General features: G+C 61.4%; 22 protein-coding genes, 1 pseudogene and 1 riboswitch (1 of these 24 cut by a window edge). Of the genes and pseudogenes, 13 read left to right on the forward strand and 10 right to left on the reverse strand.

Annotated features, from left to right (window positions below; all coding sequences use genetic code 11):
• Nucleotides 1–72: 72 nt before the first annotated feature.
• Both livH and C3F36_RS10640 read right to left on the reverse strand, forming a co-directional pair.
• The gene (livH, locus tag C3F36_RS10635) at nt 73–999 is read right to left on the reverse strand and encodes a high-affinity branched-chain amino acid ABC transporter permease LivH (RefSeq protein WP_010672383.1); all 927 of its coding nucleotides are present in this window, start codon (nt 997–999) and stop codon (nt 73–75) included.
• A 66-nt stretch (nt 1,000–1,065) separates the two neighbouring features.
• Entirely contained in the window at nt 1,066–2,187 is a 1,122-nt protein-coding gene (locus C3F36_RS10640; RefSeq protein WP_039041003.1) for a branched-chain amino acid ABC transporter substrate-binding protein, read from the reverse strand.
• Between the two features lie 435 nt (nt 2,188–2,622).
• Between C3F36_RS10640 and C3F36_RS10645 the strand changes: the two genes are divergently transcribed.
• Complete coding sequence (locus C3F36_RS10645; protein ID WP_042017407.1) at nt 2,623–3,627, forward strand: substrate-binding domain-containing protein; 1,005 nt, start codon at nt 2,623–2,625, stop codon at nt 3,625–3,627.
• A gap of 82 nt (nt 3,628–3,709) precedes the next feature.
• Here C3F36_RS10645 and norR read toward each other — a convergent pair whose 3' ends face one another.
• The gene (norR, locus tag C3F36_RS10650) at nt 3,710–5,233 is read right to left on the reverse strand and encodes a nitric oxide reductase transcriptional regulator NorR (RefSeq protein WP_104455038.1); all 1,524 of its coding nucleotides are present in this window, start codon (nt 5,231–5,233) and stop codon (nt 3,710–3,712) included.
• Nucleotides 5,234–5,403: 170 nt separating this feature from the next.
• Here norR and norV point away from each other — a divergent pair, with 170 nt between their 5' ends.
• The 9 genes and pseudogenes from norV to C3F36_RS10695 all read left to right on the forward strand — a co-directional run bounded on the left by norV (nt 5,404) and on the right by C3F36_RS10695 (nt 15,452).
• On the forward strand, nt 5,404–6,885 hold the full coding sequence (gene norV, locus C3F36_RS10655) for an anaerobic nitric oxide reductase flavorubredoxin (RefSeq protein WP_104455039.1): 1,482 nt from the start codon (nt 5,404–5,406) through the stop codon (nt 6,883–6,885).
• A complete protein-coding gene (gene norW / locus C3F36_RS10660; RefSeq protein WP_104455040.1) occupies nt 6,882–8,048 on the forward strand; it encodes an NADH:flavorubredoxin reductase NorW in 1,167 nt (388 codons plus the stop codon). The genes norV and norW overlap by 4 nt, the downstream gene beginning before the upstream one ends.
• 51 nt (nt 8,049–8,099) lie before the next feature.
• Entirely contained in the window at nt 8,100–8,438 is a 339-nt protein-coding gene (locus tag C3F36_RS10665; RefSeq protein ID WP_041212030.1) for a DUF1971 domain-containing protein, read from the forward strand.
• 122 nt (nt 8,439–8,560) lie between these two features.
• Nucleotides 8,561–9,778 carry a 4Fe-4S binding protein gene (locus tag C3F36_RS10670; RefSeq protein ID WP_104455041.1) on the forward strand — a complete coding sequence of 406 codons (1,218 nt, stop codon included), beginning with the start codon at nt 8,561–8,563 and terminating at the stop codon, nt 9,776–9,778.
• A 175-nt stretch (nt 9,779–9,953) separates the two neighbouring features.
• Nucleotides 9,954–10,904, forward strand: coding sequence for an IS1595-like element ISKpn3 family transposase (locus C3F36_RS10675; RefSeq protein WP_043851557.1), 951 nt, complete (start codon nt 9,954–9,956; stop codon nt 10,902–10,904).
• Between the two features lie 102 nt (nt 10,905–11,006).
• Nucleotides 11,007–11,078 (forward strand): tryptophanase leader peptide, encoded by a 72-nt coding sequence (tnaC, locus tag C3F36_RS24160; RefSeq protein ID WP_223302601.1) that lies wholly within the window; start codon nt 11,007–11,009, stop codon nt 11,076–11,078.
• Between the two features lie 203 nt (nt 11,079–11,281).
• Nucleotides 11,282–12,748 (forward strand): annotated as a pseudogene (tnaA, locus tag C3F36_RS10685) (tryptophanase).
• Between the two features lie 70 nt (nt 12,749–12,818).
• Nucleotides 12,819–14,033, forward strand: coding sequence for an aromatic amino acid transporter (locus C3F36_RS10690; protein ID WP_104455042.1), 1,215 nt, complete (start codon nt 12,819–12,821; stop codon nt 14,031–14,033).
• Between the two features lie 198 nt (nt 14,034–14,231).
• A complete protein-coding gene (locus C3F36_RS10695; RefSeq protein WP_041214146.1) occupies nt 14,232–15,452 on the forward strand; it encodes an aromatic amino acid transporter in 1,221 nt (406 codons plus the stop codon).
• A gap of 93 nt (nt 15,453–15,545) precedes the next feature.
• Here C3F36_RS10695 and C3F36_RS10700 read toward each other — a convergent pair whose 3' ends face one another.
• The 4 genes from C3F36_RS10700 to C3F36_RS10720 all read right to left on the reverse strand — a co-directional run bounded on the left by C3F36_RS10700 (nt 15,546) and on the right by C3F36_RS10720 (nt 19,633).
• On the reverse strand, nt 15,546–15,950 hold the full coding sequence (locus tag C3F36_RS10700) for a hypothetical protein (protein WP_010672394.1): 405 nt from the start codon (nt 15,948–15,950) through the stop codon (nt 15,546–15,548).
• A 338-nt stretch (nt 15,951–16,288) separates the two neighbouring features.
• A complete protein-coding gene (locus C3F36_RS10710) occupies nt 16,289–17,062 on the reverse strand; it encodes a hypothetical protein (RefSeq protein ID WP_104455043.1) in 774 nt (257 codons plus the stop codon).
• Nucleotides 17,063–17,215: 153 nt separating this feature from the next.
• A complete protein-coding gene (locus C3F36_RS10715; protein WP_104455044.1) occupies nt 17,216–17,980 on the reverse strand; it encodes an EAL domain-containing protein in 765 nt (254 codons plus the stop codon).
• A gap of 702 nt (nt 17,981–18,682) precedes the next feature.
• On the reverse strand, nt 18,683–19,633 hold the full coding sequence (locus C3F36_RS10720) for an IS1595-like element ISKpn3 family transposase (RefSeq protein WP_043851557.1): 951 nt from the start codon (nt 19,631–19,633) through the stop codon (nt 18,683–18,685).
• A gap of 88 nt (nt 19,634–19,721) precedes the next feature.
• Between C3F36_RS10720 and C3F36_RS10725 the strand changes: the two genes are divergently transcribed.
• Nucleotides 19,722–20,669 (forward strand): IS30-like element ISAs2 family transposase, encoded by a 948-nt coding sequence (locus C3F36_RS10725; protein ID WP_104454191.1) that lies wholly within the window; start codon nt 19,722–19,724, stop codon nt 20,667–20,669.
• 95 nt (nt 20,670–20,764) lie between these two features.
• Here C3F36_RS10725 and C3F36_RS10730 read toward each other — a convergent pair whose 3' ends face one another.
• The 3 genes from C3F36_RS10730 to purE form a co-directional block, all read right to left on the reverse strand.
• Nucleotides 20,765–21,691 (reverse strand): IS110 family transposase, encoded by a 927-nt coding sequence (locus C3F36_RS10730; RefSeq protein WP_267893455.1) that lies wholly within the window; start codon nt 21,689–21,691, stop codon nt 20,765–20,767.
• Nucleotides 21,692–21,804: 113 nt separating this feature from the next.
• A complete protein-coding gene (locus tag C3F36_RS10735; protein WP_104455045.1) occupies nt 21,805–22,929 on the reverse strand; it encodes a 5-(carboxyamino)imidazole ribonucleotide synthase in 1,125 nt (374 codons plus the stop codon).
• Nucleotides 22,926–23,435 (reverse strand): 5-(carboxyamino)imidazole ribonucleotide mutase, encoded by a 510-nt coding sequence (gene purE / locus C3F36_RS10740; protein WP_029313402.1) that lies wholly within the window; start codon nt 23,433–23,435, stop codon nt 22,926–22,928. The genes C3F36_RS10735 and purE overlap by 4 nt, the downstream gene beginning before the upstream one ends.
• 206 nt (nt 23,436–23,641) lie before the next feature.
• Nucleotides 23,642–23,819: riboswitch (cobalamin riboswitch) on the forward strand.
• Between the two features lie 52 nt (nt 23,820–23,871).
• Here purE and C3F36_RS10745 point away from each other — a divergent pair.
• Together C3F36_RS10745 and murI are read left to right on the forward strand one after the other, a co-directional pair.
• The gene (locus C3F36_RS10745; RefSeq protein ID WP_104455046.1) at nt 23,872–25,737 is read left to right on the forward strand and encodes a TonB-dependent receptor domain-containing protein; all 1,866 of its coding nucleotides are present in this window, start codon (nt 23,872–23,874) and stop codon (nt 25,735–25,737) included.
• 108 nt (nt 25,738–25,845) lie between these two features.
• On the forward strand, nt 25,846–25,968 hold the 5' end (the start) of the coding sequence (gene murI, locus C3F36_RS10750) for a glutamate racemase (protein ID WP_104455047.1). It continues 666 nt past the right edge of the window; only the first 123 of its 789 coding nucleotides appear in the window; it begins with the start codon at nt 25,846–25,848; its stop codon lies beyond the right edge, outside the window.

Below are 25,968 nucleotides of genomic sequence, written 5' to 3' on the forward strand. Positions count from 1 at the left end.
CCACTTCCGGACGGCCGAGAATGCCAGTGATGGTCATGAACAGCAGCACGAGGGCATGCATAGATTGGTTTTTCATACCTTCTCGACCTCCGGACGACCCAGGATGCCGGTGGGCATGAAGAGCAACACGAAGATGAGCAGGGCAAAGGCCATCACATCCTTGTACTCGGTGCTGAGATAGCCCGCGGTGAGCGCTTCCACCACGCCGAGCAGCAGGCCGCCCAGTACGGCACCGGGAATGCTGCCGATGCCGCCCAATACCGCGGCGGTGAAGGCCTTCAAGCCCGCCATGAAGCCGAGATAGGGGTTGATGACACCGTAGTACATGCCGAGCAGCACCCCCGCGACGGCGGCCAGGGCGGCCCCCAGTACGAAGGTGATGGAGATGACCACGTGGGTGTCTATCCCCAGCAGGTTGGCCATCTTGATGTCTTCGGAACAGGCACGGCAGGCACGCCCCATGCGGGAGCGGCCGATAAACTGGGTCAACGCCAGCATGGTGACGAAGGTCACCACGAAGATGATGAGCTGCATGTAGGAGAGGCTGGCCTGGAAGCCATCCTCGCCGCCGAGGGTCCAGCCCCCGGAGATCAGAGTGGGCATGGCGATGTCACGCGAGCCCTGGGCCATCCGCATCATGTTCTGCAGGAAGATCGACATGCCGATGGCGGAGATGAGGGGGATCAGGCGGTTGCCGCCCCGCAGTGGACGATAGGCCACCCGTTCTATGGACCAGCCATAGCTGCCGGTGATGATGATGCTGACCAGGAAGGCGCCCCCCAGCAGCAGCACGGTGCTGTCGATGCCCATCATCATGAGCCCGGCCATCACCATGAAGGCGACATAGGAGCCGATCATGTAGACCTCGCCGTGGGCGAAGTTGATCATGCCGATGATGCCGTAGACCATGGTGTAGCCGATGGCGATCAACGCATAGGTGCTGCCTATGGTCAATCCGTTCAGCAACTGCTGAACCAGATAAAGAAGGTGTTCGGACATACCGCGTTCCCTGTGTACTTGCCCGCAAAGAAAGGAGGGGTGACTCACGTCACCCCGACCGGCAGATTATTTGAGTTGAGTGGAGGTACCGTCGGCGTGCCACTGGAACACACCGAATTCGAAGCCTTTCAGATCACCGTTCGGTGCCCAGGTCAGGGGGCCCATCACGGTGTCGATCGGTGCGGCCTTGATGGCGGCAGCCACGGCAGCCGGATCATCCTCGCCCGCCTTGGCGATACCGGCCGCCAGGGCCTGCATGGCGGCGTAGGTGGTCCAGACGAACGGACCGGAGGAGTCCTGACCCTTGGCCTTGAACGCTTCCACGATGGGGGCGTTGGCGGGGACCAGATCGTATTTGTTCGGCAGGGTCACCAGCAGGCCTTCGGAAGCCGGGCCGCCGATGGCGGAGATGTCCTTGTTGCCCACCCCTTCCGGACCCATGAACTTGGCCTTCAGACCCTTTTCGCCAGCCTGGCGCAGGATCAGACCCAGCTCGGGGTGGTAGCCGCCGTAGTAGACGAAGTCCACGTTCTCTTTTTGCAGCTTGGCGATCAGGGCGGAGAAGTCCTTGTCGCCGGCGGTGATGCCCTCATAGGCCACGACCTTGACGCCGGCCTTGTCCAGGGCCGCTTTCACGCTGGAGGCGATGCCTTCACCGTACTGTTTCTTGTCGTGGATGACGGCCACGCGCTGGGGTTTGACCTGCTCGATGATGTACTTGGCGGCGGTCGGGCCCTGGTCGCTGTCCAGACCGATGGTGCGCAGGGTCAGCTGGTAACCGCGCTCGGTGATCTTGGGGTTGGTGGAGGCGGGGGTGACCATCAGGACCCCTTCATCTTCATAGATGTCGGAGGCGGGCAGGGTGTTGTCGGAGCAGAGGTGGCCGACCACGAACTTGACGCCGTCGTTGATCACCTTGTTGGCGATGGCCACGGCCTGTTTGGGATCGCAGGCATCGTCATAGATGACGGCTTCGATCTGCTTGCCCTTGATGCCGCCCGCCTTGTTGATCTGCTCGACCGCCATCTTGCCGCCGGTGAACTGCATGTCACCGTACTGGGCGACCGGGCCGGTCAGGGGGCCGGCGATGCCGATCTTGATGGTATCGGCCGCATTGGCCATGGAAACTGATCCAAACAGAGCCAAAGAAACCGCTGCTCTGACTGCCATTTTGCTGAAGTTATGCATTGATTCGTCCCTTAATCAGTGAATTGTTTCATTTTATGCACGTCATTCCGAGCCTGTGTCCCGCCAGCCCGGCGATAGATAAGGTTCTATCATTCCTCGCCGGGCAATAACAAGATGTTAAAGATACTAACCGGAGCAGGCGCGAGAGGGGTTTTGTGAAACTAACGCGCAGTTTATTGTTGTTTATTGGAGTTTAATGTTGCCGTGATGGTGCAACATACAGATAACAAATTGTCATGGTGACAATTTACAGAGTAAAAAACTGACGATATTTCATTCTGCGTCCGCTCTCATTTTGACCAAAATCCGTTTGCGCAAAAAGAAATGACCGCATAGATTAGCCAGCATTGATAATTCACTGGCAGTGCCCGTTAAAACCAAGCCTTTATTCGGGAAATCTGCTACTGTTCCGCCTTTGTTATTCAGGAGACAGAGATGGCAACTATCAAGGATGTCGCCTCGCGCGCAGGCGTATCCATCTCCACCGTCTCACATGTACTCAATCACACCCGTCGGGTCAGCGAAGACGCAACCCAGAAAGTGCTTGAGGCGGTGGCAGAGCTGAACTACGCGCCCAACTCGGTGGCGCGCAGTCTCAAGATCAATTCGACCAAGACCATTGGCATGCTGGTGACCACCAGTGCCAACCCCTTCTTCGCGGAAGTGGTACAGGGGGTGGAAGCCTACTGCTTCGAGCAGGGTTACAGCCTGATCCTGTGCAACACCGAGAACCAGCCGCCCCGCCAGCAGCACTATCTGCGCATGCTGATGGAAAAGCGGGTGGACGGTCTGCTGGTGCTGGGGACCGATATCGACACCCAGTTCAGGGACATGCTGCGTATCCACAAGAAGGTGCCGCAGGTGGTGCTGGACTGGGGCAACGAGTGCGATTTCGCCAACGTGATCAACGACAACGCCCGCATCGGCGCGCGTCTGGCGGTGCGCCATCTGCTGGAGCAGGGCCACACCAACATCGTCTGCATCACCGGCCATCTCGCCAAGCCGACTACCCAGCAACGGCTGGACGGGGTGCGCGATGCCCTGGCTGAACAGGGGATGACCCTGAAAGAAGAGCAGATCTTCGAAGGGGACTACGAGAGCCAGAGCGGCTTCGATGCCATGCAGCGCATCCTGGCCCTCACCCCTCGCCCGACCGCGGTCTTTGCCTTCGACGATCCCATGGCCATCGGTGCCATCTGCGCCGCCTGGGAGGCCGGGGTCAAGGTGCCGGACGATATCTCCATGATCGGCTATGACGACGTGGAGATGGCGCGCTTCTCCAGCCCGCCGCTCACCACCATCCGCCACCCCAAGGCCGAGCTCGGTCTGCTGGCGGTGCAGCAACTGGTGAGCCGGATCCGTAACAAGGAGCTGGAAGTGGAGTCCATGACGGTGCAGCCCGAGCTCATCGTCCGCCGCTCGGTCAAGTCCCTGCGCTGACGGCGCCACGGGTGCCATGAACAAGAAACCCCCTCGCCAGCGAGGGGGTTTCTGTTTTTGGGCTCCTCTCGTATCTGGGGCGTCAGGCCTTGAGGCCGAGCCGCCTGGCGAGGCGGTGCAGGTTGCCGCCATCCAGATCCAGCGCCCGGGCGGTGGCGGCCCAGTTGCCGTCATGGGCCGTCAGGGTCTGCTCGATGAGCTGGCGCTGGAACAGATCGGTGGCGGCGCGAAGGCCCAGGCCGGCAATGGCCGGAGAGGCGGGCTGGCTGACGGTGTCGGCGGGCAGGGATGGGCCCGTCGGCCCCAGGTTGAAGTGGTGGGGTTCCAGGGTCGGCGAGGGGCTCCCCTGTTCGGCCCTGGCCAGCACGGCGGCGCGGTGGATGGCGTGCTCCAGCTCCCGCACGTTGCCGGGCCAGTCGTGGCGCTCGAGCAGTTGCAGCGCCTGTGGCTGGATACGCAGCTGCTCCAGCCCCAGGCCGAGCCGGCAGCGCTCGCAAAAGTAACCGGCCAGCAGGGGAATGTCGCCTGGGCGTTCCCGCAGTGTAGGGGCGTGGATCGGGAACACGCTCAGCCGGTGGTAGAGGTCGGCCCGGAAGGCCCCCTCGACCACCGCCTGTTTCAGATCCCGGTTGGTGGCCGCCAGGATGCGCACATTCACTTTGAGCGGGGTGTCGTCACCGATCCGCTGCAGATCGCCGTATTGCAGCACCCGCAGCAGCTTGGCCTGCAGCGCAAGCGACAGCTCCCCTATCTCGTCGAGAAACAGGGTGCCCTTGTCCGCCAGCTCGAACTTGCCCGCCCGGTTGTGGATGGCGCCGGTGAAGGCCCCCTTCACGTGGCCGAACAGCTCGCTCTCGGCCACGGATTCGGGCAGGGCGGCGCAGTTGAGGTAGACCAGGGGGGCATGGGCGCGGGGTGAGCCGCCATGCACCGCCTTGGCGATCAGCTCCTTGCCGACCCCGGTCTCCCCCAAAATCAGCACGTTCAGCTCGGAGCTTGCCACCACGTCTATCTCGTGGCGCAACCGGGCCATGGCGGGGGAGTGCCCTATCATCTCCGGCTGCTCGGGGCCGGGCCGGGTGCCGGCCAGGGGCTCGCTGCTTTGGCGGGCGAGCCGCTCCAGCAGCAGGGCGTTGTCGAGGGCGGCGGCGGCCAGGGCCCCCACCAGACGCAGTTCCTCGTCGCTGATGCCGTCGAACTGGGTCGGGTTCATGCCGTCTATGGTCAGGGCGCCGATCAGCGCCTGATCCGAGAACAGCGGCAGACCGACACAGGCGTGCACCTTGAAGTCGTCGTGATCCGGCAGCAGGCCGTCATAGGGGTCGGGCAGGCTGCTGTCGGCAGGGAAGCGCACCACATCCCCGGCGCGGGCGATGGCCTCGAGGCGCGGGTGATCCTTGAGGGCGAAGCGGCGCCCCAGCACGTCCTGCATCAGGCCGTCGATGGCGAGCGGGATGAACTGGCCCCCCTCGTAGCGCAGCAGGGCCGAGGCATCCGATTTCAGCAGGCTGCGCACGCTCTGGATCAGGCGGTGGAAGCGGTCCTGATGAGAGATGCCGAGTTGCAGGTCGAGGGCGATGCGCGCCAGGCTGTCGGTCGAGATCACGATAATTGTCCAAATGACAGTGTATTTGTGATTTTGACTATAAAGGTGTGGTGTCTTAATGACAACGAGTGATATGCGAAACCATTAAAAACAACGAGTTACATTTTGGCACGTCCGCTGCAATAGCTGGTTCAGTTGAACATCCACTATTGCATTCGAGGAACTGCCTGATGAGCATTCACGTCAAGAACAACATCCACTGGGTCGGCCAACGGGACTGGGAGGTACGCGACTTCCACGGCACCGAGTACAAGACCCACAAGGGCACCAGCTACAACAGCTACCTCATCCGCGAAGGGAAAAACGTGCTGATCGATACCGTCGATCACAAGTTCAGCCGCGAGTTCGTGCAGAACCTGGCGGCCGAGATCGATCTCGCCGCCATCGACTACGTGGTGATCAACCACGCCGAGGAGGATCACGCTGGCGCCCTGACCGAGCTGATGGCCCGCATCCCAGGCACCCCCATCTATTGCACCCACAACGCCATCGACTCCATCACCGGCCATCATCACCACCCGGAGTGGAACTTCCACCCGGTCAAAACCGGTGACAGCCTGGACATCGGCAACGGCAAGCAGCTGGTGTTCATCGAGACCCCCATGCTGCACTGGCCCGACAGCATGATGACCTACATGACCGAAGATGCGGTGCTCTTCTCCAACGACGCCTTCGGCCAGCACTACTGCGACGAGCACCTGTTCAACGACGAGGTGGACCAGACCGAGCTGATGGAGCAGTGCCAGCGCTACTACGCCAACATCCTTACCCCCTTCAGCCCGCTGGTGACCGCCAAGATCAAGGAGGTGCTGGGCTTCAACCTGCCGGTGAGCATGGTGGCCACCTCCCACGGCATCGTCTGGCGCGAGGACCCCACCCAGATCATCCTGAAATACCTGGAGTGGGCCGACCACTATCAGGAAGACCGCATCACCCTCTTCTACGACTCCATGTCCAACAACACCCGCATGATGGCCGACGCCATCGCCCAGGGCATCCACGAGGTGGACCCGGGCGTGGCAGTGAAGATCTACAACGTGGCCCGCCACGACAAGAACGAGATCCTGACCCAGGTGTTCCGCTCCAAGGGGATACTGGTGGGCTCCTCCACCATGAACAACGTCATGATGCCCAAGGTGGCGGGTATGCTCGAAGAGATCACCGGCCTGCGTTTTCGCAACAAGCGTGCCTCGGCCTTCGGCAGCTACGGCTGGACCGGCGGTGCGGTGGACCGGATCCAGACTCGCCTGATGGATGCGGGTTTCGATATCAGCATCTCCCTCAAGGCCAAGTGGCGGCCGGATGGCTCGGCGCTGGCCGAATGCCGCGAACACGGTCGCCAACTCGCCCGCCAGTGGGCGCTGCATCCGCTGGAGGCGCCCCGCCCGATCACCACAACCCAGGCAACCGTGACGCCAGTATCCGTGCCAGCCAAGACCACGCAAGCCACTCCGGCTGCCGCCGAATGGGATGACGACCAGGCCATGCTCTGCACCGTCTGCCAGTGGGTCTATGACCCGGCGCTGGGGGAGCCGGATCAGCTGGTGGCACCGGGCACCCCCTGGGCCCAGGTACCGGAGAGCTTCCTCTGCCCGGGTTGCGGCATCGGCAAGGAGGTATTCGAACCCTGCGCCGTGGAGGCCTGTGTATGAGCGCAGCAATTCAAACTGACGCTGGCATCAGCCGGGAGATAGTGGTGATCGGCAGCGGCTTCGCTGCCCAGCAGCTGGTCAAGAGCCTGCGCAAGCTGGACTGGGATCAGCCCATCCGCCTCATCACCGCCGACAGCGGCGACGAGTACAACAAGCCGGACTTGAGCCATGTGGTGAGCCGGGGCTGCGCCGCCGCAGCCATGACCCGTCTTAGCGGCAGCGACTTTGCCGAGCAGCAGCGCATCGCGCTGCTGCCCCACAGCCCGGTGCTCGGCATCGATCCAGCCCGGCGGTTGGTGCTGACCGAGCAGGGGGAATTCCCCTACGGCAAGCTGGTGCTGGCCACCGGGGCGAGCGCGGTGCGCCCCGATCTGCCGGGCAGCGAACACCTGGTCACCCTCAACAGCCAGCAGGAGTACGCCGCCATCGAGGCGCAACTGCGCCAGGCCCGCCGCATCCTGGTGCTGGGGGCTGGGCTCATCGGCTGCGAGCTGGCGATGGACATGGCGAGCGCAGGAAAAGAGGTGACGCTGGTGGATCTGGCCGACAGCCCCTTAAGCGCCCTGCTGCCCGCCGCCCTGACCCAGCCGCTGCAACAGGCGCTGCGCAGCCAGGGGGTCAGCCTGCAGTTCGGGACAGGTCTCGCCAGGATAGATGCCCAGCCGGGGGATGGCTGGCGCGTCACCCTGAGTGACGGGCGCGTCAGCGAGCAGGATCTGGTGATCGCCGCGATCGGCCTGCGGCCGAATCTGGCCCTGGCCCGGGGGGCCGGGCTGGAGGTGGATCGCGGCATCCTGGTCGATGATCGGCTGCAGACCAGCGATCCCCACATCTTCGCGCTGGGGGATTGCATGCAGTGGCAGGGTCAGCTGCTCCCCTTCCTGCAACCCATCGTGCTGGGGGCCAATGCGCTGGCGCGCACCCTGCTCGGCACACCGACCCTGCTGGCCCTGCCGCCCATGCTGGTGAAGGTGAAGACGCCGCGCTACCCGCTGCAACTGGCGGGTCGTACCCGGGGTGAAGATCTCGCCTGGCAGTGCCGCTGGAACAGCCACGGCATGGTGGCCGAGGCGCGCGACCAAGCCGGCGAGCTGTGCGGCTTCGTGGTGGGGGGCGACCAGATGAGCGCCGCCTTCCCGCTGCTGCGTCAGCTGCCCCGTTGAACCATTAATAGCCGAAGGCCGGGCTGACCCGGCCACTCGAGGAGAATTGATATGGCCATGCAACTGATTCCATCTCACTGGGTGGTGCGCCGCTCCACCCCCTTCTTCACCCGCCAGAATGTGCCCCAGGCCCTGCTCACCCACCACAACACCGCGGCCGGGGTGTTCGGCCAGCTCTGCGTGATGGAGGGCACCGTCACCTATCACGGCTTTGCCGACGAACAGGCCGAGGAGCCCGAGGTGAGCCTGGTGATCCGGGCCGGGGAGTTTGCCACCAGCCCGCCCCAGTACTGGCACAGGGTCGAGCTGTCGGAGGATGCCCGCTTCAACATCCACTTCTGGGCCGAGCAGGCAGAATCCGACCAGCCGCTGTTCCACAGCCGCAAATAACGGGGTTTAAGGCTGAGGGGGCGGAGCGGGCAAATGCCCCCTCTGCCCATGCAGATCAAAATCATCAACTCAGATGTTGGTTATCCTGCCCCCTCGATTCGGATGAGCACTGTGAGGGAAGCATGAGCCTGTTGGAAGCCCTGACCATGACCTCGGGTCTGGTCTATCTGGTTCTGTTGTTGTGGCAGGGCCGCAGCGGTTGGGGCTGGACGCTCTCTCTGCTGTTGGCCGCCGCGCTCTGGCTGCTGGTGGCGGATTCGGTACTCTGGCTCGCACTGGGGCTGGTGGCCACGACCCTGGCGCTCTGGCTGCGCTATCGCCCCCTACTCATGCTGGCCCACATAGACAGTCAACGTCTCAGAACGGCCACCAGGCAGCTATTGCTGCTGTGTTGGGTGTTGGTGGCGGTTCAATATGTTGTTCATATCGGACAGTTGGGGCTGGGGATGACCCCCTGGCTGGTGCGCCCCGACGTGGTGGACGGTTTCCTGCCCATCGCAGGTGGTCTCGGGCTGCGGGCCTGGCTCGGGCAGGGGCTGACGGACCCCCATCACCCGGCGGCCACCGTCACCGTGCTGGTGCTCTCCCTGTCGGCCCTGCTGCTGGGTCGGGCGTTTTGTGCCTGGTTCTGCCCGCTCGGGCTGGTGGGGGAGTGGCTGCACGGCCTGCGCTCGCGCCTGTTGCCGGGGGAGTGGACCCCGCCGCGCTGGCTCGATGCCGTGTTGCGCGGCCAGAAGTTTCTGGTGCTCGGTTTTCTGCTCTTCATCATCTTGCTGGCGGTACCCGCCGCCGCCCTGCCCGGCTACCTTGCCAGCCCCTACCATCAGGCGGCGGACATGAAGATGGGGGCCTTCTTCTTCAACCTGACCCTGATCTCGGGCCTGTGCCTTGGCTGGGTGCTGCTGCTCACCGCCACCTTCCGGCAAGGGTTCTGTCGCTACCTCTGTCCCTATGGCGCCTGGATGGCCCTGCTCGGCCTGCTGACCCCGCTGCGCATTCGCCGTGACCCGGCCCGTTGCTTGCGAAGCCTGGGCCACGACTGCGACAAGTGCAGCCGGGCCTGCCCGTCTCGCATCCAGGTACACCAGCTTATCGCGGTGCGCAGTCTCGAGTGCACCAGCTGCCAGAGCTGCGTGGCCGCCTGCCCCAAGCGGGCCGATGCCCTGCATCTTGGCACACAAGGGCAGCGACTCGCCCCCCGCCAACTGCTGGGGCTGCTCTGTCTGTTGCTGCTGGTGTTGCCGCTGCTCGCTTACGGCTTGCTGGATCTCTGGGTCAGCCAGACACCGATCCCTGACCGTTACGAGCTGTTGCAGCGGCTGCCCTGGCTGAGCCACTGAGGGGGGAAAGGGCAAAAGGTGGATGATGGGGGGATCTTTCGGATTGGCGATAATAAGCTGTATAAAAATCCCCCGCCAAATTGTTAGCGCCATCCCACTTCCTGATTACCCATGATTAGCAGTCAGTTACCACGAACTATACTGATCTTACGTACAGTTATCGAGGTGCGAGATCATGGCCAAAAGCAAAATCCAATTCCAGAAAGGCTACAGCCTGTTTGAGTTTCTCAAGGACTATGGCACTGAGGCTCAGTGCGAAAACGCGCTGTTCACTTGGCGTTTTCCTAACGGCTTTGTCTGCCCTGAATGTGCCAACAAGACCTGTTGTCGCCTGAGAAGGCGGCCACGTGTGTGGCAATGCAATCACTGCCGTCACCAGATGTCATTGACTGGAAACACGATTTTCGCAAACACCAAGCTCCCACTGACCAAGTGGTTTCTGGCAATGCACCTGTTGTCACAAACCAAAACAGGCTTGTCAGCGATGGAGCTAAAGCGCCAGTTGGGCGTCAAATATGACACCGCCTGGATGCTCAAGCACAAGCTGCTGCAAGCCATGAAAGAGTCCGATGACAAGCAGCCCATCAGCGGCATCATTCAGCTCGATGATGTCTACTGGGGTGGCGAGCGCCGTGGTGGCAAACGGGGTCGGGGCGCGGCAGGCAAGACGCCGTTTGTGGCAGCAGTGGCCCTGAACAAGGAAGGACATCCAATCAAGATGCGGATGACGGTGGTCGATGGTTTCAAAACCAAGTCCGTTGCTGATTGGGCAAAACGGCATATTGCCAGTGGTAGCGCGGTGATATCCGATGGATTGGCCTGTTTCAAAGCGGTCAAGGAGGCCAATTGTGAGCACCTGGGAGTTGTCACCGGGGGCAACCTGGACTGGCTGGATCATCCGGCATTCAACTGGGTAAACACGATGATAGGAAATGTGAAAAACTCGCTGCGGGGCAGTTGCCATACGCTCGGAGCGAAGCATTTACCAAGGCATCTTGCGGAATACTGCTTCCGGTTTAATCATCGTTTTGACCTCAATAGCATGTTGGTAGAATTGGGGCATGCAGTCGTGGCAAGCCCTCCGATGCCATATCGGCTCTTGAAGCTGGCTGAGGGTCATGGGTAATCAGGTCCCACTTTGCTCATATTGCAATTGATCATATAGCGCTCCCCACCATAATGGGTGCTGTTATTTGGCGTTGTTAATATCAATTGGATGAGCAACAACATGAATATCAAGGTCAGCTATCCCAAGTGGTTTACCCTGGACCATAAGATCGCGTTCTTCTTCCCGCTGTAATTCCCCGCGGCGGCGCGGCATGCCTGCCATGCCACGAGCCCGCCTCCATTCCTGAACTGAAATAGCTGCACCTATCTTCGCCTTTTTATTCTGACGAGGCGATGTCGTGCACCCATTTCCCAATATTTCCCACCTGCCGGACATTCTATTTTCGGCGGGGGAAGAGACTCATTCTGAATATTTAAATCTGGGGTGTTTATATTATGGAAAACTTCAAGCATCTGCCCGAACCCTTCCGTATTCGTGTCATCGAGCCGGTCAAGCGCACCACCCGTGCCTATCGGGAAGAGGCCATTGTCCGGGCGGGCATGAACCCCTTCCTGCTGGACAGCGAAGACGTCTTCATCGACCTGCTGACCGACAGCGGCACCGGCGCCATCACCCAGGACATGCAGGCCGCCATGCTGCGCGGTGACGAGGCCTACAGCGGCAGCCGCAGCTACTATGCCCTGCAACAGGCGGTGCAGGAGATCTTCGGCTACTCCCTGACCATCCCCACTCATCAGGGGCGCGGCGCCGAGCAGATTTACATCCCCGTGCTCATCAAGAAGCGGGAGCAGGAGAAGGGGCTGGATCGCAAGAAGATGGTGGCCCTCTCCAACTACTTCTTCGACACCACCCAGGGCCACACCCAGATCAACTGCTGCGTGGCGAAGAACGTCTACACCAGGGAGGCGTTCGATACCTCGGTCACCGCCGACTTCAAAGGCAACTTCGATCTGGTGAAGCTGGAAGAGGCCATCCTGGAGGCGGGCCCCGCCAACGTGCCCTACATCGTCAGCACCATCACCTGCAACTCCGCCGGGGGGCAGCCGGTCTCCATTGCCAACCTGAAGGCGGTGTACGAGATCGCCAGAAAGTACGACATCCCCGTTATCATGGACTCCGCCCGCTTCGCCGAGAACGCCTACTTCATCCAGCAGCGGGAGCCCGGCTACGCGAACTGGACCATCGAGGAGATCACCAGGGAGTCCTACAAGTACGCCGACGGCCTCGCCATGTCGGCGAAGAAGGATGCCATGGTGCAGATGGGGGGGCTGCTGTGCTTCAAGGATGACAGCATGCTGGACGTCTACACCGAGTGCCGCACCCTGTGCGTGGTGCAGGAGGGCTTCCCGACCTATGGCGGCCTGGAAGGGGGCGCCATGGAGCGCCTGGCGGTGGGCCTGCGGGACGGCATGCGCCAGGACTGGCTGGCCTATCGCATCGGCCAGGTGCAGTACCTGGTGGACGGGCTGGAGGCCATCGGCGTGGTGTGCCAGCAGGCAGGGGGCCATGCGGCCTTCGTGGATGCGGGCAAGCTGCTGCCCCACATCCCGGCGGATCAGTTCCCGGCCCACGCCCTGGCCTGCGAGCTCTACAAGGTCGCCGGCATTCGCGCGGTGGAGATAGGTTCCCTGCTGCTGGGGCGCGACCCCGCCACCGGCAAGCAGCACCCCTGACCGGCGGAGCTGCTGCGCCTGACCATCCCCCGTGCCACCTATACCCAGACTCACATGGACTTTGTCATCGAGGCCTTCGGCGAGGTGAAGAAGAACGCCCACCGGGTGAAGGGGCTGGACTTCATTTACGAGCCGGCCGTGCTGCGTCACTTCACCGCCAGACTGAAAGAGGTCGAGCATAACGACCCGTCAGCCGGCAAGACGCAGAAAAAATTGATAGAAGCATAACGAGTCAGGGGCACAGATTTTTCTGTGCCCTTTTTTTTCACTGCTCTGTGAAAGATTTGGAGTGACACACATGACATCAACACCGTCCGTCATCGGAGGGGCCTGCATCATTGCCAGCGTCTGTGTCGGTGCCGGCATGCTGGGGCTGCCGAGCGCGGGAGCCGTGGCCTGGACCAGCTGGTCAACCCTCGCCATCATTCTTACCATGGTCGTCATGACGGTTTCAGGCTGGATGCTGCTGGAAGCCCTGAAACCCTACGCATTGACCGCCTCCTTCAACTCGGTGACCAAGGATCTGCTCGGTCACAGGATCAATCTCTTCAACAACCTCACCGTCTATTTCGTGGGCGGCATTTTGCTCTATGCCTACATCACCTCGTCGGGTCTCATCCTGGGCGGCCTGCTGGGCATCGACAGCCAGCTGGCCTCGGTGTTGTTCGTGCTGGTGTTCTCCTGGTTCGTCTGGCATTCGACCCGGGCGGTGGACAGGATTTCGGTCGTCCTGATCGTCTTCATGGTGCTGAGCTTCGTGTTCGGGGTCTCCGGGCTTGCCAGCAAGGTCGACACCGCCAAGCTGTTCAACTCCTTTGCCGAGGAGCTGGGCCGCGCCCCTTACGCCCTGGCCATGTTGCCGGTGGCGCTCACCTCGTTTGGCTATCACCATTCGGTCGCCTCGATGCGCGCCTATTACGGTGAGGAGCAGAAAGCCAGGCAGGCGATCCTGGGGGGGACCCTGATCGCCCTGGCCCTCTATCTGCTGTGGCTGCTCAGCATCTTCGGCAACCTGCCTCGTCCCGCCTTCGGCCCCGTCATCGCCAAGGGGGGTGACGTGGATGTGCTGCTGGGGGCGCTGGCCTCGGTGATCGAGTCCAGGCAGGTCTCCCAGGCCATCAACCTCTTCTCCATGGCGGCCATCCTCTCCTCCTTCATCGGGGTGGGGCTCGGGGTGTTCGACTATCTGGCGGATCTGTTCCGGTTCGACAACAGCCGCCGGGGGCGGGCCAAATCCTGGGCGGTGACCTTCCTGCCCCCCCTGGCGCTCTCCCTGATGTTCCCGTTCGGCTTCGTGGTGGCCATCGGCTATGCCGGGGCCGCGGCGACCGTCTGGGCCTGCATCATCCCGGCCCTGCTGGCGAAAAAGTCCCGGGAGCTGGCCCCGGACGAGGCTGGGTTCAAGGCCCCCGGCGGCCAGCCCATGGTGGTGGCCGTCATCGTCTTCGGGGTGCTTACCGCCATCTTCCACCTGATGGCCATGGCGGGTCTGCTGCCCGTCTACACCGGCTGACCCTGGTGTGCTGAACCTGGCCCCATCCCGAACATATTCCACGGATGGGGCGCAGGATCCGGCCCGTTTCCCCCCATTTCCCCTCCGGATTTGATACCCGAAGGCATGCAGGGTAAAGTCCCCCGGCGCCAGCAGTGGCGAACGCAGGAGAAGCACGGCGGTGTGCCGTGACCAGTCGACAATCCGTTTGGGGGAGTAATGGAACAGAAACCATCGTTGGTGGGCGGGGCATGCATCATTGCCGGCGTCTGTGTGGGGGCCGGCATGCTGGGGCTGCCGAGTGCGGGGGCGGGCGCCTGGACCCTCTGGTCCATGCTCGCGGTAGCACTGACCATGGTGGTGATGACGGTCTCCGGCTGGATGCTGCTGGAGTCCTATCGGGGCTATCCCCTGCGCGTCTCCTTCGATACCGTGACCCGGGATCTGCTGGGGGAGAAGGTCAACGCCCTCAACAATCTCAGCGTTTATTTCGTCGGCGGCATCCTGCTCTATGCCTACATCACCTCGGCCGGTCTCATCATCGACGGCATGACGGGGATGGGCAGCCAGTGGGCGTCCGTGCTCTTTACCCTGGCCTTCTCCCTGCTGGTGTGGCACTCCACCCGGGCGGTGGACCGCATCTCGGTGTTGCTGGTGATCCTGATGGGGCTGAGCTTTGCCTTCGGCATCTCGGGCCTGTCGATGAACGTGCGCCTCGATCTGCTGCTCGACCGGGTGGGCAGCGAAGTGAGCTACGCCCCCTATGCCCTGGTGATGCTGCCGGTGGCGCTCACCTCGTTCGGCTACCACCATTCGGTCTCCTCCATGCGCGCCTACTACGGTGAAGAGCGCCGTGCCAGCCGCGCCATTCTGGGGGGCACCCTGATCGCGCTCGCGTTTTACCTCATCTGGCTGGTGAGCGTCTTTGGCAACCTGCCCCGCAGTGAGTTCGGCCCGGTGATCGCGGAGGGGGGCAACGTGGATGCCCTGCTCAAGGCTCTCGGTTCGGTGATCGAGTCCAAGGCGGTGGCCAGCGCCCTCAACGCCTTCTCCATGGCGGCCATCCTCTCCTCCTTCATCGGGGTGGGGCTCGGGGTGTTCGACTACCTGGCGGATCTGTTCAAGTTCGACAACAGCCGGGGTGGCCGCGCCAAGTCCTGGGCGGTGACCTTCCTGCCGCCCCTGGTGCTCTCCTTGCTGTTCCCGTTCGGCTTCCTGGTGGCCATCGGCTATGCGGGCGCCGTGGCGACCCTGTGGACCTGCATCATCCCGCCCCTGCTGGCCTGGAAGGTGCGGGCGGCCCGGCGCGAAGAAGGTGGCGAGGGCTTCCGCGCCCCCGGCGGCCTCTTCATGATCGTCCTGGTGATCCTGTTCGGCGTGCTGACCGCCGCCTTCCACCTGCTCAACATGGTGGACCTGCTGCCCGCCTACAAGGGCTGAGCCGTTACCCGGGTCGCAGTGCCAGCACACAATGACAAAGAAGGAGCCTCATGGGCTCCTTCTTGCTTGTCACACAGGCAATATTGGCGTCGGTTACTGAATGCCGACCGACAGGGAGTGGGGGACCTTGGCGCCTTTACGGGCGGTGGCGCGCATCTGGTAGACCTGGATCAGGTACTTGCCCGACTTGGGCAGGGTGCCTTGCCATTTTGTGTCCACGTTGCCGCCGCCCAGTGCCTCGGCCTGACCCGGGATGGCGCCCGGCGCGAAGACGTTGAAGTTGGCATTGGTACTGCCGGTGATGGCGACCGTCATGGTCTGGCCTTCTTTGGCGCCCAGGGTGTAGTTGATGGTGTCATAACCGGAGAAGGTGCCATCAACCTTGGCGCTGTGCGCGCCTTTGGCGAAGTGCACCGGCACCGTGGTCACCTTGTCTGCCGCCTGAACCGAGGCCGCCATCATCATGGCCAGCAAGGCGGCCGTTACTGCTTTTTTCATTATGTATTGCTCCTGTGATCGGGCCCTGGCACGGGCCTCAAGGGGAAGATATGCCTGAACGATGACGCGACTCCATCGAAATGATGGGGCGGTCGGAGTGGGGGATGTTGCAAGATTTGGGGTATGTACAGACGGACATGGTGCCTTTTGGCCGCAAGCCAGATGAACACAAGGTCGCTGGGGTTTTATATGGTGAGTTCCCTGATACAGGGGGCGTTTTTGTCAACGTGGTGTTGACGAACAGGGTGCCCGCTGCGGCCATGACTCTGCGACAGAATTGATCGCCCCGGGTCTCCTGCATGGTCAGGGCGCGGGAAGGCGTGCGGAAAAAGAGGACGTTAAGGTTGGCTGGTGCCCTCAGCCGCCATGGCCTGCTGCTCATAGCGCGCCACCGTGCCGTCCTGCTTCATTTGCCGGATCACGCTGGCAAGGGGGGCCAGCAGATCCTGATGCCGTTCGTGCAGGTAGACGTAAGAATCGGCCAGCTCCATCACCCCGGCGGAGTAGATGCCGGCATAGCCCGGGTCCTGGCGCGTCAGGGCGGCCAGGGCCTGGCTGGCAATCAGGGTCTGCTCCACATAGAGGTCACTGCGCCCCTTGAGCAGCTTGCCCATCCCCTGCTCGGCGGTGGCGATGGCAAAGAGCCGGTCCGGTGCCACCACCTTGCCCAGCATCATCTCCGGCAGCTTGGCGCCACGGCGAAACTCGACCCGATAACCGGTGCCCTGCAGGCTGTGCCACCCCTGCAGCTGGATCCCGGGCTGGTGGGCATAGGCCTGATAGGAGACGGCGAAATGGGGCTCGGGCACGCGCTGGAGGGTGCGGGTCTGCTGCTGGTAGCTGGCGGCGCGGTGGATCTCGCCATCGACCTGTCCCTGCTCTGCCAGCAGGGGGGCCCGTCCCCCGGGGTAGCCCTGGTACTGGAAGTCATAGCCCAGGCGGACGAACGCGTCCCGATAGATGAGATCGAGCCAGCGACCATAGGGGGACTCCCTGGTTTCAAGGGAGCTCACCAGTGTGATGTTGCCCCTGCCTTGCGCCCCCCATACCTGGAAGGCCAGCAGCAAGAGCAGTGAAAGAGCGAAGAAGCGGTATCCTGAAACCTGCGCCATGGTGTCCCTGTCAGAGCGGTGGTTGCAAAGGGTGACAGTCCTATCCTAGCCCAGGGGGTTGCCCGGTCCAGCGCTTTCTGCCGTCCGCCCGTGGATACCCTCCGGGCCGCCTTGCCCGAATGAACGACAACAAAGGGAGATAGCCAGCGCCGCTCACAGGCTGGCGAAATCCACCTCGGGCAGGGTTTCGAAGCCGGGGCGGGCAAACAGATAGCCCTGCATCAGGCTGACGCCCATCTCCCGCAGGCAGGCCATCTCGTCGCGGGTCTCGACCCCTTCCGCCAGCGGGGTGATCTGCAACTCCGTAAACAGCGCCAGACAGTGGCGAACGATGGCCTGACGGATCGGGTCCTGGTCGATGCCGCGCAGCAGGTGCATATCGAGTTTGATGATGTCGGGGCGAAAATCGGCCAGCAGACTCAGGCCCGAGTAACCGGCGCCAAAGTCGTCGATCGCCGTCTTGAAGCCCAGGGCCTGATAGTGATCGACGATGCCGCGAACATGGCGGTTGTCCTGCACCTGTTCCACCTCGGTGAACTCGAACATGATCTGCTCGATGGGGAAGAGGTGCTCGCGGGCCGCCTGCAACGTGGTGCGAATGCAGCGCTCCGGGCGATAGACCGCATTGGGCAGGAAGTTGATGCTCAGCATGCCCCGCATGTCGAGGCGGGCGGCCAGCGCAATGGCCTTGATCCGGCACAGCTGATCGAAGCGGTAGCGGTTGTCATCGTTGACCCGGTCAATCACGCTCTGCGCCGACTCGTTGTTGAGCCCCCGCACCAGGGCCTCGTAGCCGAAGAGGGTGCGCTGGCTGCAATCGACAATGGGCTGGAAGGCCATGGTGAAATCGAAGTCGAGATCCACCTGCTCATGACACTGCTGGCAGAGGCTGGAGAACGGGGCGGCAGGTATGTCCATGACGTTCCTTTCAAGGCGTGGGGTCGCGAGAGATTGCCTCAAAGGATAACAGCTCCTCTCTCGCCGGCAGAGGTTATTCATTGGCGCTGGCGGGTGTCTAGGTGCGGATTGTGCGGCAAAGTCGGGGCCATGATGGATTCGACAATGACCGATCAATACCAAGCAGCATACTCCGTAGGCCTCCGTAGGCCTCCGTCGCCCCGTAGGTTCGATTAGCGCAGCGTAATCGGACGAACGAGAGGCTGTTGTTGCGGTTGTAGCCGTGAGTCTGCGGCGGCCAGCCGGAGGGGGGAATTCGGCTGGCCGTTATGGCGGGAGAATCCATTGACGCGAACGTCCGATTACGCCTGACGGCTAATCAAACCTACGAGATAACCTACTGCAATTTGGTAGATAAATAAATATCCCCGACTTCATGTAAACGAGTAACAATATCCTTCCCATCCTTTTGACGAAAATTATATAGAACCTTTCTTGATAGCTCTGGGTCATTCTTTTCTATTAAATATAAATATATAACATAAAGAATAGATACACCTTTGTGAATTCTATTCCATTTGTTTTCTTTGTCTAGCCATATGTTTAGGAATGGAACAACGGGAATTCAGATAATAAGTGCGACACTCATGGATGAATGGCGAGAGGTGGCCAACTGCTGATTGGTGGTACCCTTCTGCTCGCCAAAGTAAAAGCAGTACCTGATTACCCATGACCCTCAGCCAGCTTCAAGAGCCGATATGGCATCGGAGGGCTTGCCACGACTGCATGCCCCAATTCTACCAACATGCTATTGAGGTCAAAACGATGATTAAACCGGAAGCAGTATTCCGCAAGATGCCTTGGTAAATGCTTCGCTCCGAGCGTATGGCAACTGCCCCGCAGCGAGTTTTTCACATTTCCTATCATCGTGTTTACCCAGTTGAATGCCGGATGATCCAGCCAGTCCAGGTTGCCCCCGGTGACAACTCCCAGGTGCTCACAATTGGCCTCCTTGACCGCTTTGAAACAGGCCAATCCATCGGATATCACCGCGCTACCACTGGCAATATGCCGTTTTGCCCAATCAGCAACGGACTTGGTTTTGAAACCATCGACCACCGTCATCCGCATCTTGATTGGATGTCCTTCCTTGTTCAGGGCCACTGCTGCCACAAACGGCGTCTTGCCTGCCGCGCCCCGACCCCGTTTGCCACCACGGCGCTCGCCACCCCAGTAGACATCATCGAGCTGAATGATGCCGCTGATGGGCTGCTTGTCATCGGACTCTTTCATGGCTTGCAGCAGCTTGTGCTTGAGCATCCAGGCGGTGTCATATTTGACGCCCAACTGGCGCTTTAGCTCCATCGCTGACAAGCCTGTTTTGGTTTGTGACAACAGGTGCATTGCCAGAAACCACTTGGTCAGTGGGAGCTTGGTGTTTGCGAAAATCGTGTTTCCAGTCAATGACATCTGGTGACGGCAGTGATTGCATTGCCACACACGTGGCCGCCTTCTCAGGCGACAACAGGTCTTGTTGGCACATTCAGGGCAGACAAAGCCGTTAGGAAAACGCCAAGTGAACAGCGCGTTTTCGCACTGAGCCTCAGTGCCATAGTCCTTGAGAAACTCAAACAGGCTGTAGCCTTTCTGGAATTGGATTTTGCTTTTGGCCATGATCTCGCACCTCGATAACTGTACGTAAGATCAGTATAGTTCGTGGTAACTGACTGCTAATCATGGGTAATCAGGAAGCAGTATCACCATGAGCTATCAGCAGTTGACCGAGGGGCAACGATACCAGTTATCGGTGCTTCGCGCACAGGGGATGTCCATCCTTGCCACCGCACGCGCCATTGGCGTTCATCGCTCCACCCTCTACCGGGAGCTGCGTCGTAACGCCGGGCCGCAGGGCTACCAGCCAGACAATGCGCATCAGCACGCCACCCACCGACGGGCCAGTGCGGCCAAATCTCGGCTATCTGCCGATGTCATCCAGTTTGTCGAGCTGACACTCGCCTGGTGGTGGAGCCCGGAGCAGATAAGCGCGGTGGGCAAGCAGATAGGCCTCATGGTGAGTCACGAGTGGATATACCGCCATGTGGCCGCCGACAAAGCCCGGGGTGGCCAGTTGTACCGCCATCTGCGCCAGGGCCACAAGCGCTACCGCAAGGGGGCGAGCAGCCTGCGTTCTCCCATCAAGGAAGCCCGCTCTATTGATGAACGGCCGGCTATCGTCGATAGCCGGGAGCGGCTCGGTGATTGGGAGGCGGACACGGTGCTGGGCAAGCAAGGCACAGGTGCACTGGTCACCCTGGTGGAGCGCAAGAGCCGGCTCTATCTGGTCAAGCGGGTCGCGAGCAAACAGGCTGGGGTGGTGCGGGATGCGATAATCGAGATGTTAACGCCCTACATCGAGCAGGTGCATACCATCACCTTTGACAACGGCGGCGAGTTTGCCGAACACAAGGCGATAGAGGAAGCGCTGGGTGCCGAGACTTACTTTGCGCACCCTTACTCTTCGTGGGAGCGCGGTCTGAACGAGAACAGCAATGGGCTGTTGAGGCAGTTTATCCCAAAGGGAACAGACCTGAGAGAGGTCACGGACGAGGATGTCAGGAGAGCGGAGCAGTGGCTCAACCTACGACCTCGGAAATGTCTCGGATTCAGGCAGCCTGTCAAGGTATTCGAAGAGTACTGTCAGGCGGCATAGGCGAGTGTCGCACTTCGAAGTTGAATTCGCGATACGTCAGTGGGAGAGATCTCACTAAAAACTGGGAATAGCGCCTTAAATGGCGAAGAAACGGTCTAAATAGGCTGATTCAAGGCATTTACGGGAGAAAAAATCGGCTCAAACATGAAGAAATGAAATGACTGAGTCAGCCGAGAAGAATTTCCCCGCTTATTCGCACCTTCCCTAAGATTTTTGTCGCCACGCTTGCTGATACCCTTCAGGTTTGCCCGGCCCCCAGTACTGTACTGGCGTGGCACCAATCCGACTGACGCCGCGAAATCACGACTACATCGATAGTGTTTTCCGTCACCGAGCTCGGCGGCCAACACGCTGGCAGTGATCGGGCCGACACCAGGGATTGTCATCAGACGCTGACCAAGATCGTCATCGCCAAGCTGGCTGGCCAGTTCCTTGTCGATCTCGGCAATTTGCTGCTCCAGATACTTGAAATGGGCATGCAGCCTCTCCAACATGGTAATCAGTCGCGCTGGTAACTCGTGTTCAGCCATCACAGAAGGCAGGCGCTTGATGGCGGCATGACCGACGGGCAGACTGATGCCAAATTCGAGTAAAAAGCCGTGTATCTGGTTTGATGCCTTAACCCGATCGCGCACAAACGATTCGCGCACACGATGCAGTGCTCCCAACGTTTGCTGGCTTTCGGTCTTGGGCGTTACAAACCGCATGGAGGGACGGCAGGCGGCCTCGCAAATAGCTTCAGCATCGATGAAGTCGTTCTTGTTGCTCTTGACGAATGGGCGCACGAATTGAGGCGAAATGAGCTTACTCTCATGCCCAAATTCAGCCAGCCGACGAGCCATGTAATAGGCTCCGGCACATGCCTCCATGACGATGGTGCATACAGGAAAAGTTGCGAGGGATTCGATGAGCTTTGTCCGGTTGAACTTCTTGCGAAGAAGAGCCTTGCCGAACCGGTCTTGACAGTGAATGTGAAAAGAGTGTTTACCGAGATCAATACCAATAAGCGCAACGTTTTCCATGATGGCCTCTCCTGAAAGAAAAACACCCTGTCAGCGTACCGCTCACAGGGTGGGGGTGACCATCTCATTAGACCCGGGCCTTGGCCCGGGTCTTTGCATGTCAAGGGGTGGACTCAGCGCGGAGGCAGACCCAGCAGGGCGCGCAGCTGGTGCGCTGTGGCCTCGACGGCGGGCCAGTCGCGGCCAGTGACGGTGACGTGGCCCATCTTGCGGCTGGGGCGGGCTTCGCCCTTGCCATAGAGGTGAAGGTGCACCCCGGGCAGGGCCAGGGCGCCGGCCCAGTCCGGCGTGCCGTCTTGCCACAGATCCCCGAGCAGGTTGAGCAGGATGGCGGGCTGAACCTCGGCCTGTGCCGGCAGCGGCAGATCGCACAGGGCGCGCACCTGCAACTCGAACTGGCTGCAACCGGCGTTGTCGATGCTGGGATGACCCGAATTGTGGGGCCGGGGGGCCATCTCGTTGACCAGTAGCTCACCGCCGACCAGGAAGAACTCCACCGTCAGCACGCCCACATAGTCGAGGGCGGCGATGATGTGCTCGGCGATGCGCTGGGCCTCGCGCTCCAGGGCGGGCACATTGGCCGGGGAACGGGTCTGATCCAGGATGCCGCCGCTGTGCCAGTTCTGCACCAGGGGCAGTGCACTGATGGCACCGCTCGGACTGCGGGCCAGGGTGAGGGCAAACTCCCCCTCCAGTGGCAGGCGTTTTTCCAGCACGCAAGGGACACCGCTGGCGGCCAGGGCCGCTGGCAATTCGCCCGCATTGTGGATAGTCCACTGCCCCTTGCCATCGTAGCCCTCGCGGGCGGTCTTGAGGATGGCGGGGAAGAGGTCGCCGGGCAGGGCGGGCAGCGGCTCGCCCGGCAGCAGGGTCAGGTTCGGGGCAACCGGTACGCCGGCGCGGGTCAGGAAGGCTTTCTCTTCCCGGCGATCCTGACAGACACGTACTGCACTCGCGGCCGGGCGCACCGGCTTGTACTGCTCCAGCAGGGCCAGGGAGGCGGCGGGCACGTTTTCGAACTCGCAGGTGATGGCATCGCAGCGGCTGGCCAGATCGCGCAGGGCATCGGCATCGTCATAGGCGGCAACGATCTGCTCGTCGGCGGCTGCACCGGCGATGCTGACGGGGTCCGGGTCCAGCACGATCACCTTGTAGCCGAGACGGTGGGCAGACATCACGAAGTAGCGGCCGAGCTGGCCGCCACCGAGCATACCCAAAGTGGCGGGGGGCAGTATCATGCCGGCTCCTCCAGGGTGAGCGCCAGCACCCGGTCGCGCTCCTTGGCGCGGAAGCCGTCGAGCTGCTGGTGATAACGGGGAGCGTCGCCATCCTGGGCGACAGAGAGCAGGGACACGGCGAACAGACCGGCATTGGCGGCACCCGCCTCGCCGATGGCGAAGGTGGCGACCGGCACGCCCTTGGGCATCTGCACGATGGAGAGCAGGGAATCCATCCCCTTGAGCTGGCGGGTGGGGATGGGCACGCCCAGCACCGGGATCGTGGTCTTGGCGGCCAGCATGCCCGGCAGGTGGGCTGCGCCGCCGGCGCCGGCGATGATGGCGCGCAGACCACGATCGCGCGCACTGGCGGCATATTCAAACAGGAGATCCGGGGTGCGATGGGCGGATACGACGCGCGCTTCATAGGGCACGCCGTGCTCCTTGAGGATGCGGGCGGCGGCCTGCATCACGGGCCAGTCAGAGTCGGAGCCCATTACCAGGCCGATCATAGGGGGGGTCGTCATTACGGCTTCCTCGGATGTCAAACGTTTGCCGCATGTTACCAAAAAGCCGTGGGATCTGGCTCAACATTTCTTGTGTTTGACCCGCTCGAATGACGGTCAACGAGCCTCAAGGTACGAGAGGGGCGAGGATCTGCGCCACTTGGCACCGACTTTGGGTAAAAACGACATTAGAAATCCAGATGGCTATACATCCAAGACAGCTCTGCCTATAATCCCCCCGCTTTGGCGCATCATGCTTAAAAGGGAATCCGGTGAGAATCCGGAGCTGGCGCGCAGCGGTAAGGGGGAACGAAGCGACATCAGGGCACTGCCGTCAGGTGGGAAGCCGTCGCCGTAGGCCATCAGCCCCCAAGCCCGAAGACCTGCCAAAGTTCGTATTTCGGGCCGAGAGAAACCGGCCACGAAGTAGATGCTTACGCGAACTTAAGGATCTCTCATGTCCAAGACATTATTGGCGGCTGCCCTGTTGCCAACGGCGGCCTTTGCCCAACAACTGACCATCCCCGTCAATCCCACCATGGTGGTGACCGCTACCCGTGTCGCCCAGCCTGCCTCCAGTGTGCTGGCTCCCGTCAACGTGGTGACCCGTGACGAGATCGATCGCCTGCAAGCCCAGACCGTGACCGACGTGGTCAAGACCCTGCCCGGCGTGGAAGTGGTCAGCAACGGCGGCCGCGGCCAGCTCAGCTCGCTGCGGGTACGTGGTGGCACCTCTTCCCAGACCCTGGTGCTGGTGGACGGGGTGCGCAGCGCCTCTCTGACCGCCGGGATGACCGAGCTCAACAACCTGCCCCTCAACCAGGTGGAGCGGATCGAATATATCCGCGGTGCACGCGCCACTATTTATGGGTCCGATGCCATCGGTGGGGTCATCAACATCATCACTCGCCCGGACCAGGGGACCAATCAGCACAAGTTCAACCTGGGCGCGGGCTCCCACAAGCAGCGTCAGGCTGCCTTCAGCAGCGCCAGCCAGGTGGGTGATGCGGGTCAGATCAAGGTCGCTGGTGGTTTCGATGACGAGACCGGCTACAACGTGCATCCCATCGTCGGGGTGAACGATGGCGACAAGCATGGACACCGGGGCTATAACGCCATGGTGGATTATCAGCAGGCGCTGGCCAGCAACTGGGATCTGTTCGGTACGACCCGCTGGTTCCGCAACATTGCCCAGTACGACAGATCCTCTGCCGCTTCCGCCTGGGGCCCGGCGTTTCATCAACGCAACGAGACCTGGACCGAGAACCAGAGCTACCAGCTCGGCTCCCGCTATCATGACGAGCGCTACCTGAGCGAGCTGCGCGGCGCCTTCTCCAAACAGGATGCCTACGACTACCCGGATACCAGCGGCCGCGATCAGTCCGCTGATCGACTCTATACCCGTCAATACACCCTGAACTGGGTCAACAGCGTCAAGCTGGACGAGAGCTGGACCCTGGGGGGCGGCGCCGACTGGCAGCGCGACATGCTGGACGATAGTTCCCGCTCCTCTGGCGTCGCCTTCCCGAGTGAGGCCGATGAGCGTGACAACACCGGGCTCTATGCCCTGGCCCAGTTTGACAACCAGGTCTGGCAGGCCGAGCTGAGCGGTCGCAGCGATGACAACGAGCAGTTCGGACGTCACAACACCTGGCAAACCGGCGCTGGCTGGCGCTTCGTTGAGGATTATCGCCTCAGTGCCCGTTACGGCACCGGTTTCCGTGCCCCCTCCTTCAACGATCTCTACTACCCGGGGTCCGGCAATCCGGATCTGAAGCCGGAAGAGTCGAAAAGCCACGAGTTGATGCTGGACGGACAGACCGCTGGTGTGGAGTGGCGCTTGACCGGTTATCGCAACGACTTCGAGCAGATGATCCAGTGGGCACCGGACAGCCAGGGCATGTGGACGCCGCAAAACGTCGGCAAGGCGCGGATTGAAGGGGTTGAGCTGGAAGGGGAGTTCGAGACCGGCTGGCTGAGCCATCGCGTTTCCGCCGAATACAAGGATCCCAAGGACAAGGTCACCGACAAGCAGTTGCAGCTGATCTCCCGCAAGGGGGCCAAGTGGGTGAGCCAGGCGCAGTGGCAGCAGTTCGATGGCTCCCTGAGCTGGATCTACCAGGGTGAGCGTTATGGTGACGCGGCCAATACCACCCAGCTGGGCGGTTACAGCGTGTGGAACCTGGCGATGGGCTATCAGGTTGCACCGTCCTGGAAGGTCTCCGGCAAGATCAGCAACCTGCTGGACAAGGAATACCAGACCTCGGTGGGTTACCCGGCTGACGAGCGTGCCTACTATGTGACGGTGGACTACGCACTCTGATCCCCTTGTCTGGATCTGAAAAATCAGGGGCCCTGCCATTGGCAGGGCCTTTTCTATTGGCGCCGGGCGGGAGTATGATCGCGGCCTCGCATTCAAGGGGGAGCTCAGGTGGCCAATATTCTCGTGTTCGACTCCGGTATGGGCGGTCTGACCGTCTATGGGGAGATCCGTCGCGCTCTGCCGGAGCACAACTATTTCTACAGTTTTGACAATGCCCACTTTCCCTATGGC

It is taken from the genome of Aeromonas sp. ASNIH2 (genome assembly GCF_002934795.1).
GTDB classification, from domain to species: domain Bacteria; phylum Pseudomonadota; class Gammaproteobacteria; order Enterobacterales; family Aeromonadaceae; genus Aeromonas; species Aeromonas caviae.

Excerpts from the sequence above, each read along its gene's own strand:
- C3F36_RS10720 (WP_043851557.1), bottom strand. The coding sequence starts at position 19,633 with ATGGCCAAAAGCAAAATCCAATTCCAGAAAGGCTACAGCCTGTTTGAG.
- C3F36_RS10690 (WP_104455042.1), top strand. The coding sequence starts at position 12,819 with ATGACATCAACACCGTCCGTCATCGGAGGGGCCTGCATCATTGCCAGC.
- C3F36_RS10675 (WP_043851557.1), top strand. The coding sequence starts at position 9,954 with ATGGCCAAAAGCAAAATCCAATTCCAGAAAGGCTACAGCCTGTTTGAG.
- C3F36_RS10645 (WP_042017407.1), top strand. The coding sequence starts at position 2,623 with ATGGCAACTATCAAGGATGTCGCCTCGCGCGCAGGCGTATCCATCTCC.
- C3F36_RS10670 (WP_104455041.1), top strand. The coding sequence starts at position 8,561 with ATGAGCCTGTTGGAAGCCCTGACCATGACCTCGGGTCTGGTCTATCTG.
- C3F36_RS10700 (WP_010672394.1), bottom strand. The coding sequence starts at position 15,950 with ATGAAAAAAGCAGTAACGGCCGCCTTGCTGGCCATGATGATGGCGGCC.
- C3F36_RS10730 (WP_267893455.1), bottom strand. The coding sequence starts at position 21,691 with ATGGAAAACGTTGCGCTTATTGGTATTGATCTCGGTAAACACTCTTTT.
- C3F36_RS10665 (WP_041212030.1), top strand. The coding sequence starts at position 8,100 with ATGGCCATGCAACTGATTCCATCTCACTGGGTGGTGCGCCGCTCCACC.
- norV (WP_104455039.1), top strand. The coding sequence starts at position 5,404 with ATGAGCATTCACGTCAAGAACAACATCCACTGGGTCGGCCAACGGGAC.
- norW (WP_104455040.1), top strand. The coding sequence starts at position 6,882 with ATGAGCGCAGCAATTCAAACTGACGCTGGCATCAGCCGGGAGATAGTG.
- C3F36_RS10710 (WP_104455043.1), bottom strand. The coding sequence starts at position 17,062 with ATGGCGCAGGTTTCAGGATACCGCTTCTTCGCTCTTTCACTGCTCTTG.
- C3F36_RS10735 (WP_104455045.1), bottom strand. The coding sequence starts at position 22,929 with ATGATACTGCCCCCCGCCACTTTGGGTATGCTCGGTGGCGGCCAGCTC.
- C3F36_RS10745 (WP_104455046.1), top strand. The coding sequence starts at position 23,872 with ATGTCCAAGACATTATTGGCGGCTGCCCTGTTGCCAACGGCGGCCTTT.
- purE (WP_029313402.1), bottom strand. The coding sequence starts at position 23,435 with ATGACGACCCCCCCTATGATCGGCCTGGTAATGGGCTCCGACTCTGAC.
- C3F36_RS10640 (WP_039041003.1), bottom strand. The coding sequence starts at position 2,187 with ATGCATAACTTCAGCAAAATGGCAGTCAGAGCAGCGGTTTCTTTGGCT.
- livH (WP_010672383.1), bottom strand. The coding sequence starts at position 999 with ATGTCCGAACACCTTCTTTATCTGGTTCAGCAGTTGCTGAACGGATTG.
- C3F36_RS10695 (WP_041214146.1), top strand. The coding sequence starts at position 14,232 with ATGGAACAGAAACCATCGTTGGTGGGCGGGGCATGCATCATTGCCGGC.
- C3F36_RS10725 (WP_104454191.1), top strand. The coding sequence starts at position 19,722 with ATGAGCTATCAGCAGTTGACCGAGGGGCAACGATACCAGTTATCGGTG.
- C3F36_RS10715 (WP_104455044.1), bottom strand. The coding sequence starts at position 17,980 with ATGGACATACCTGCCGCCCCGTTCTCCAGCCTCTGCCAGCAGTGTCAT.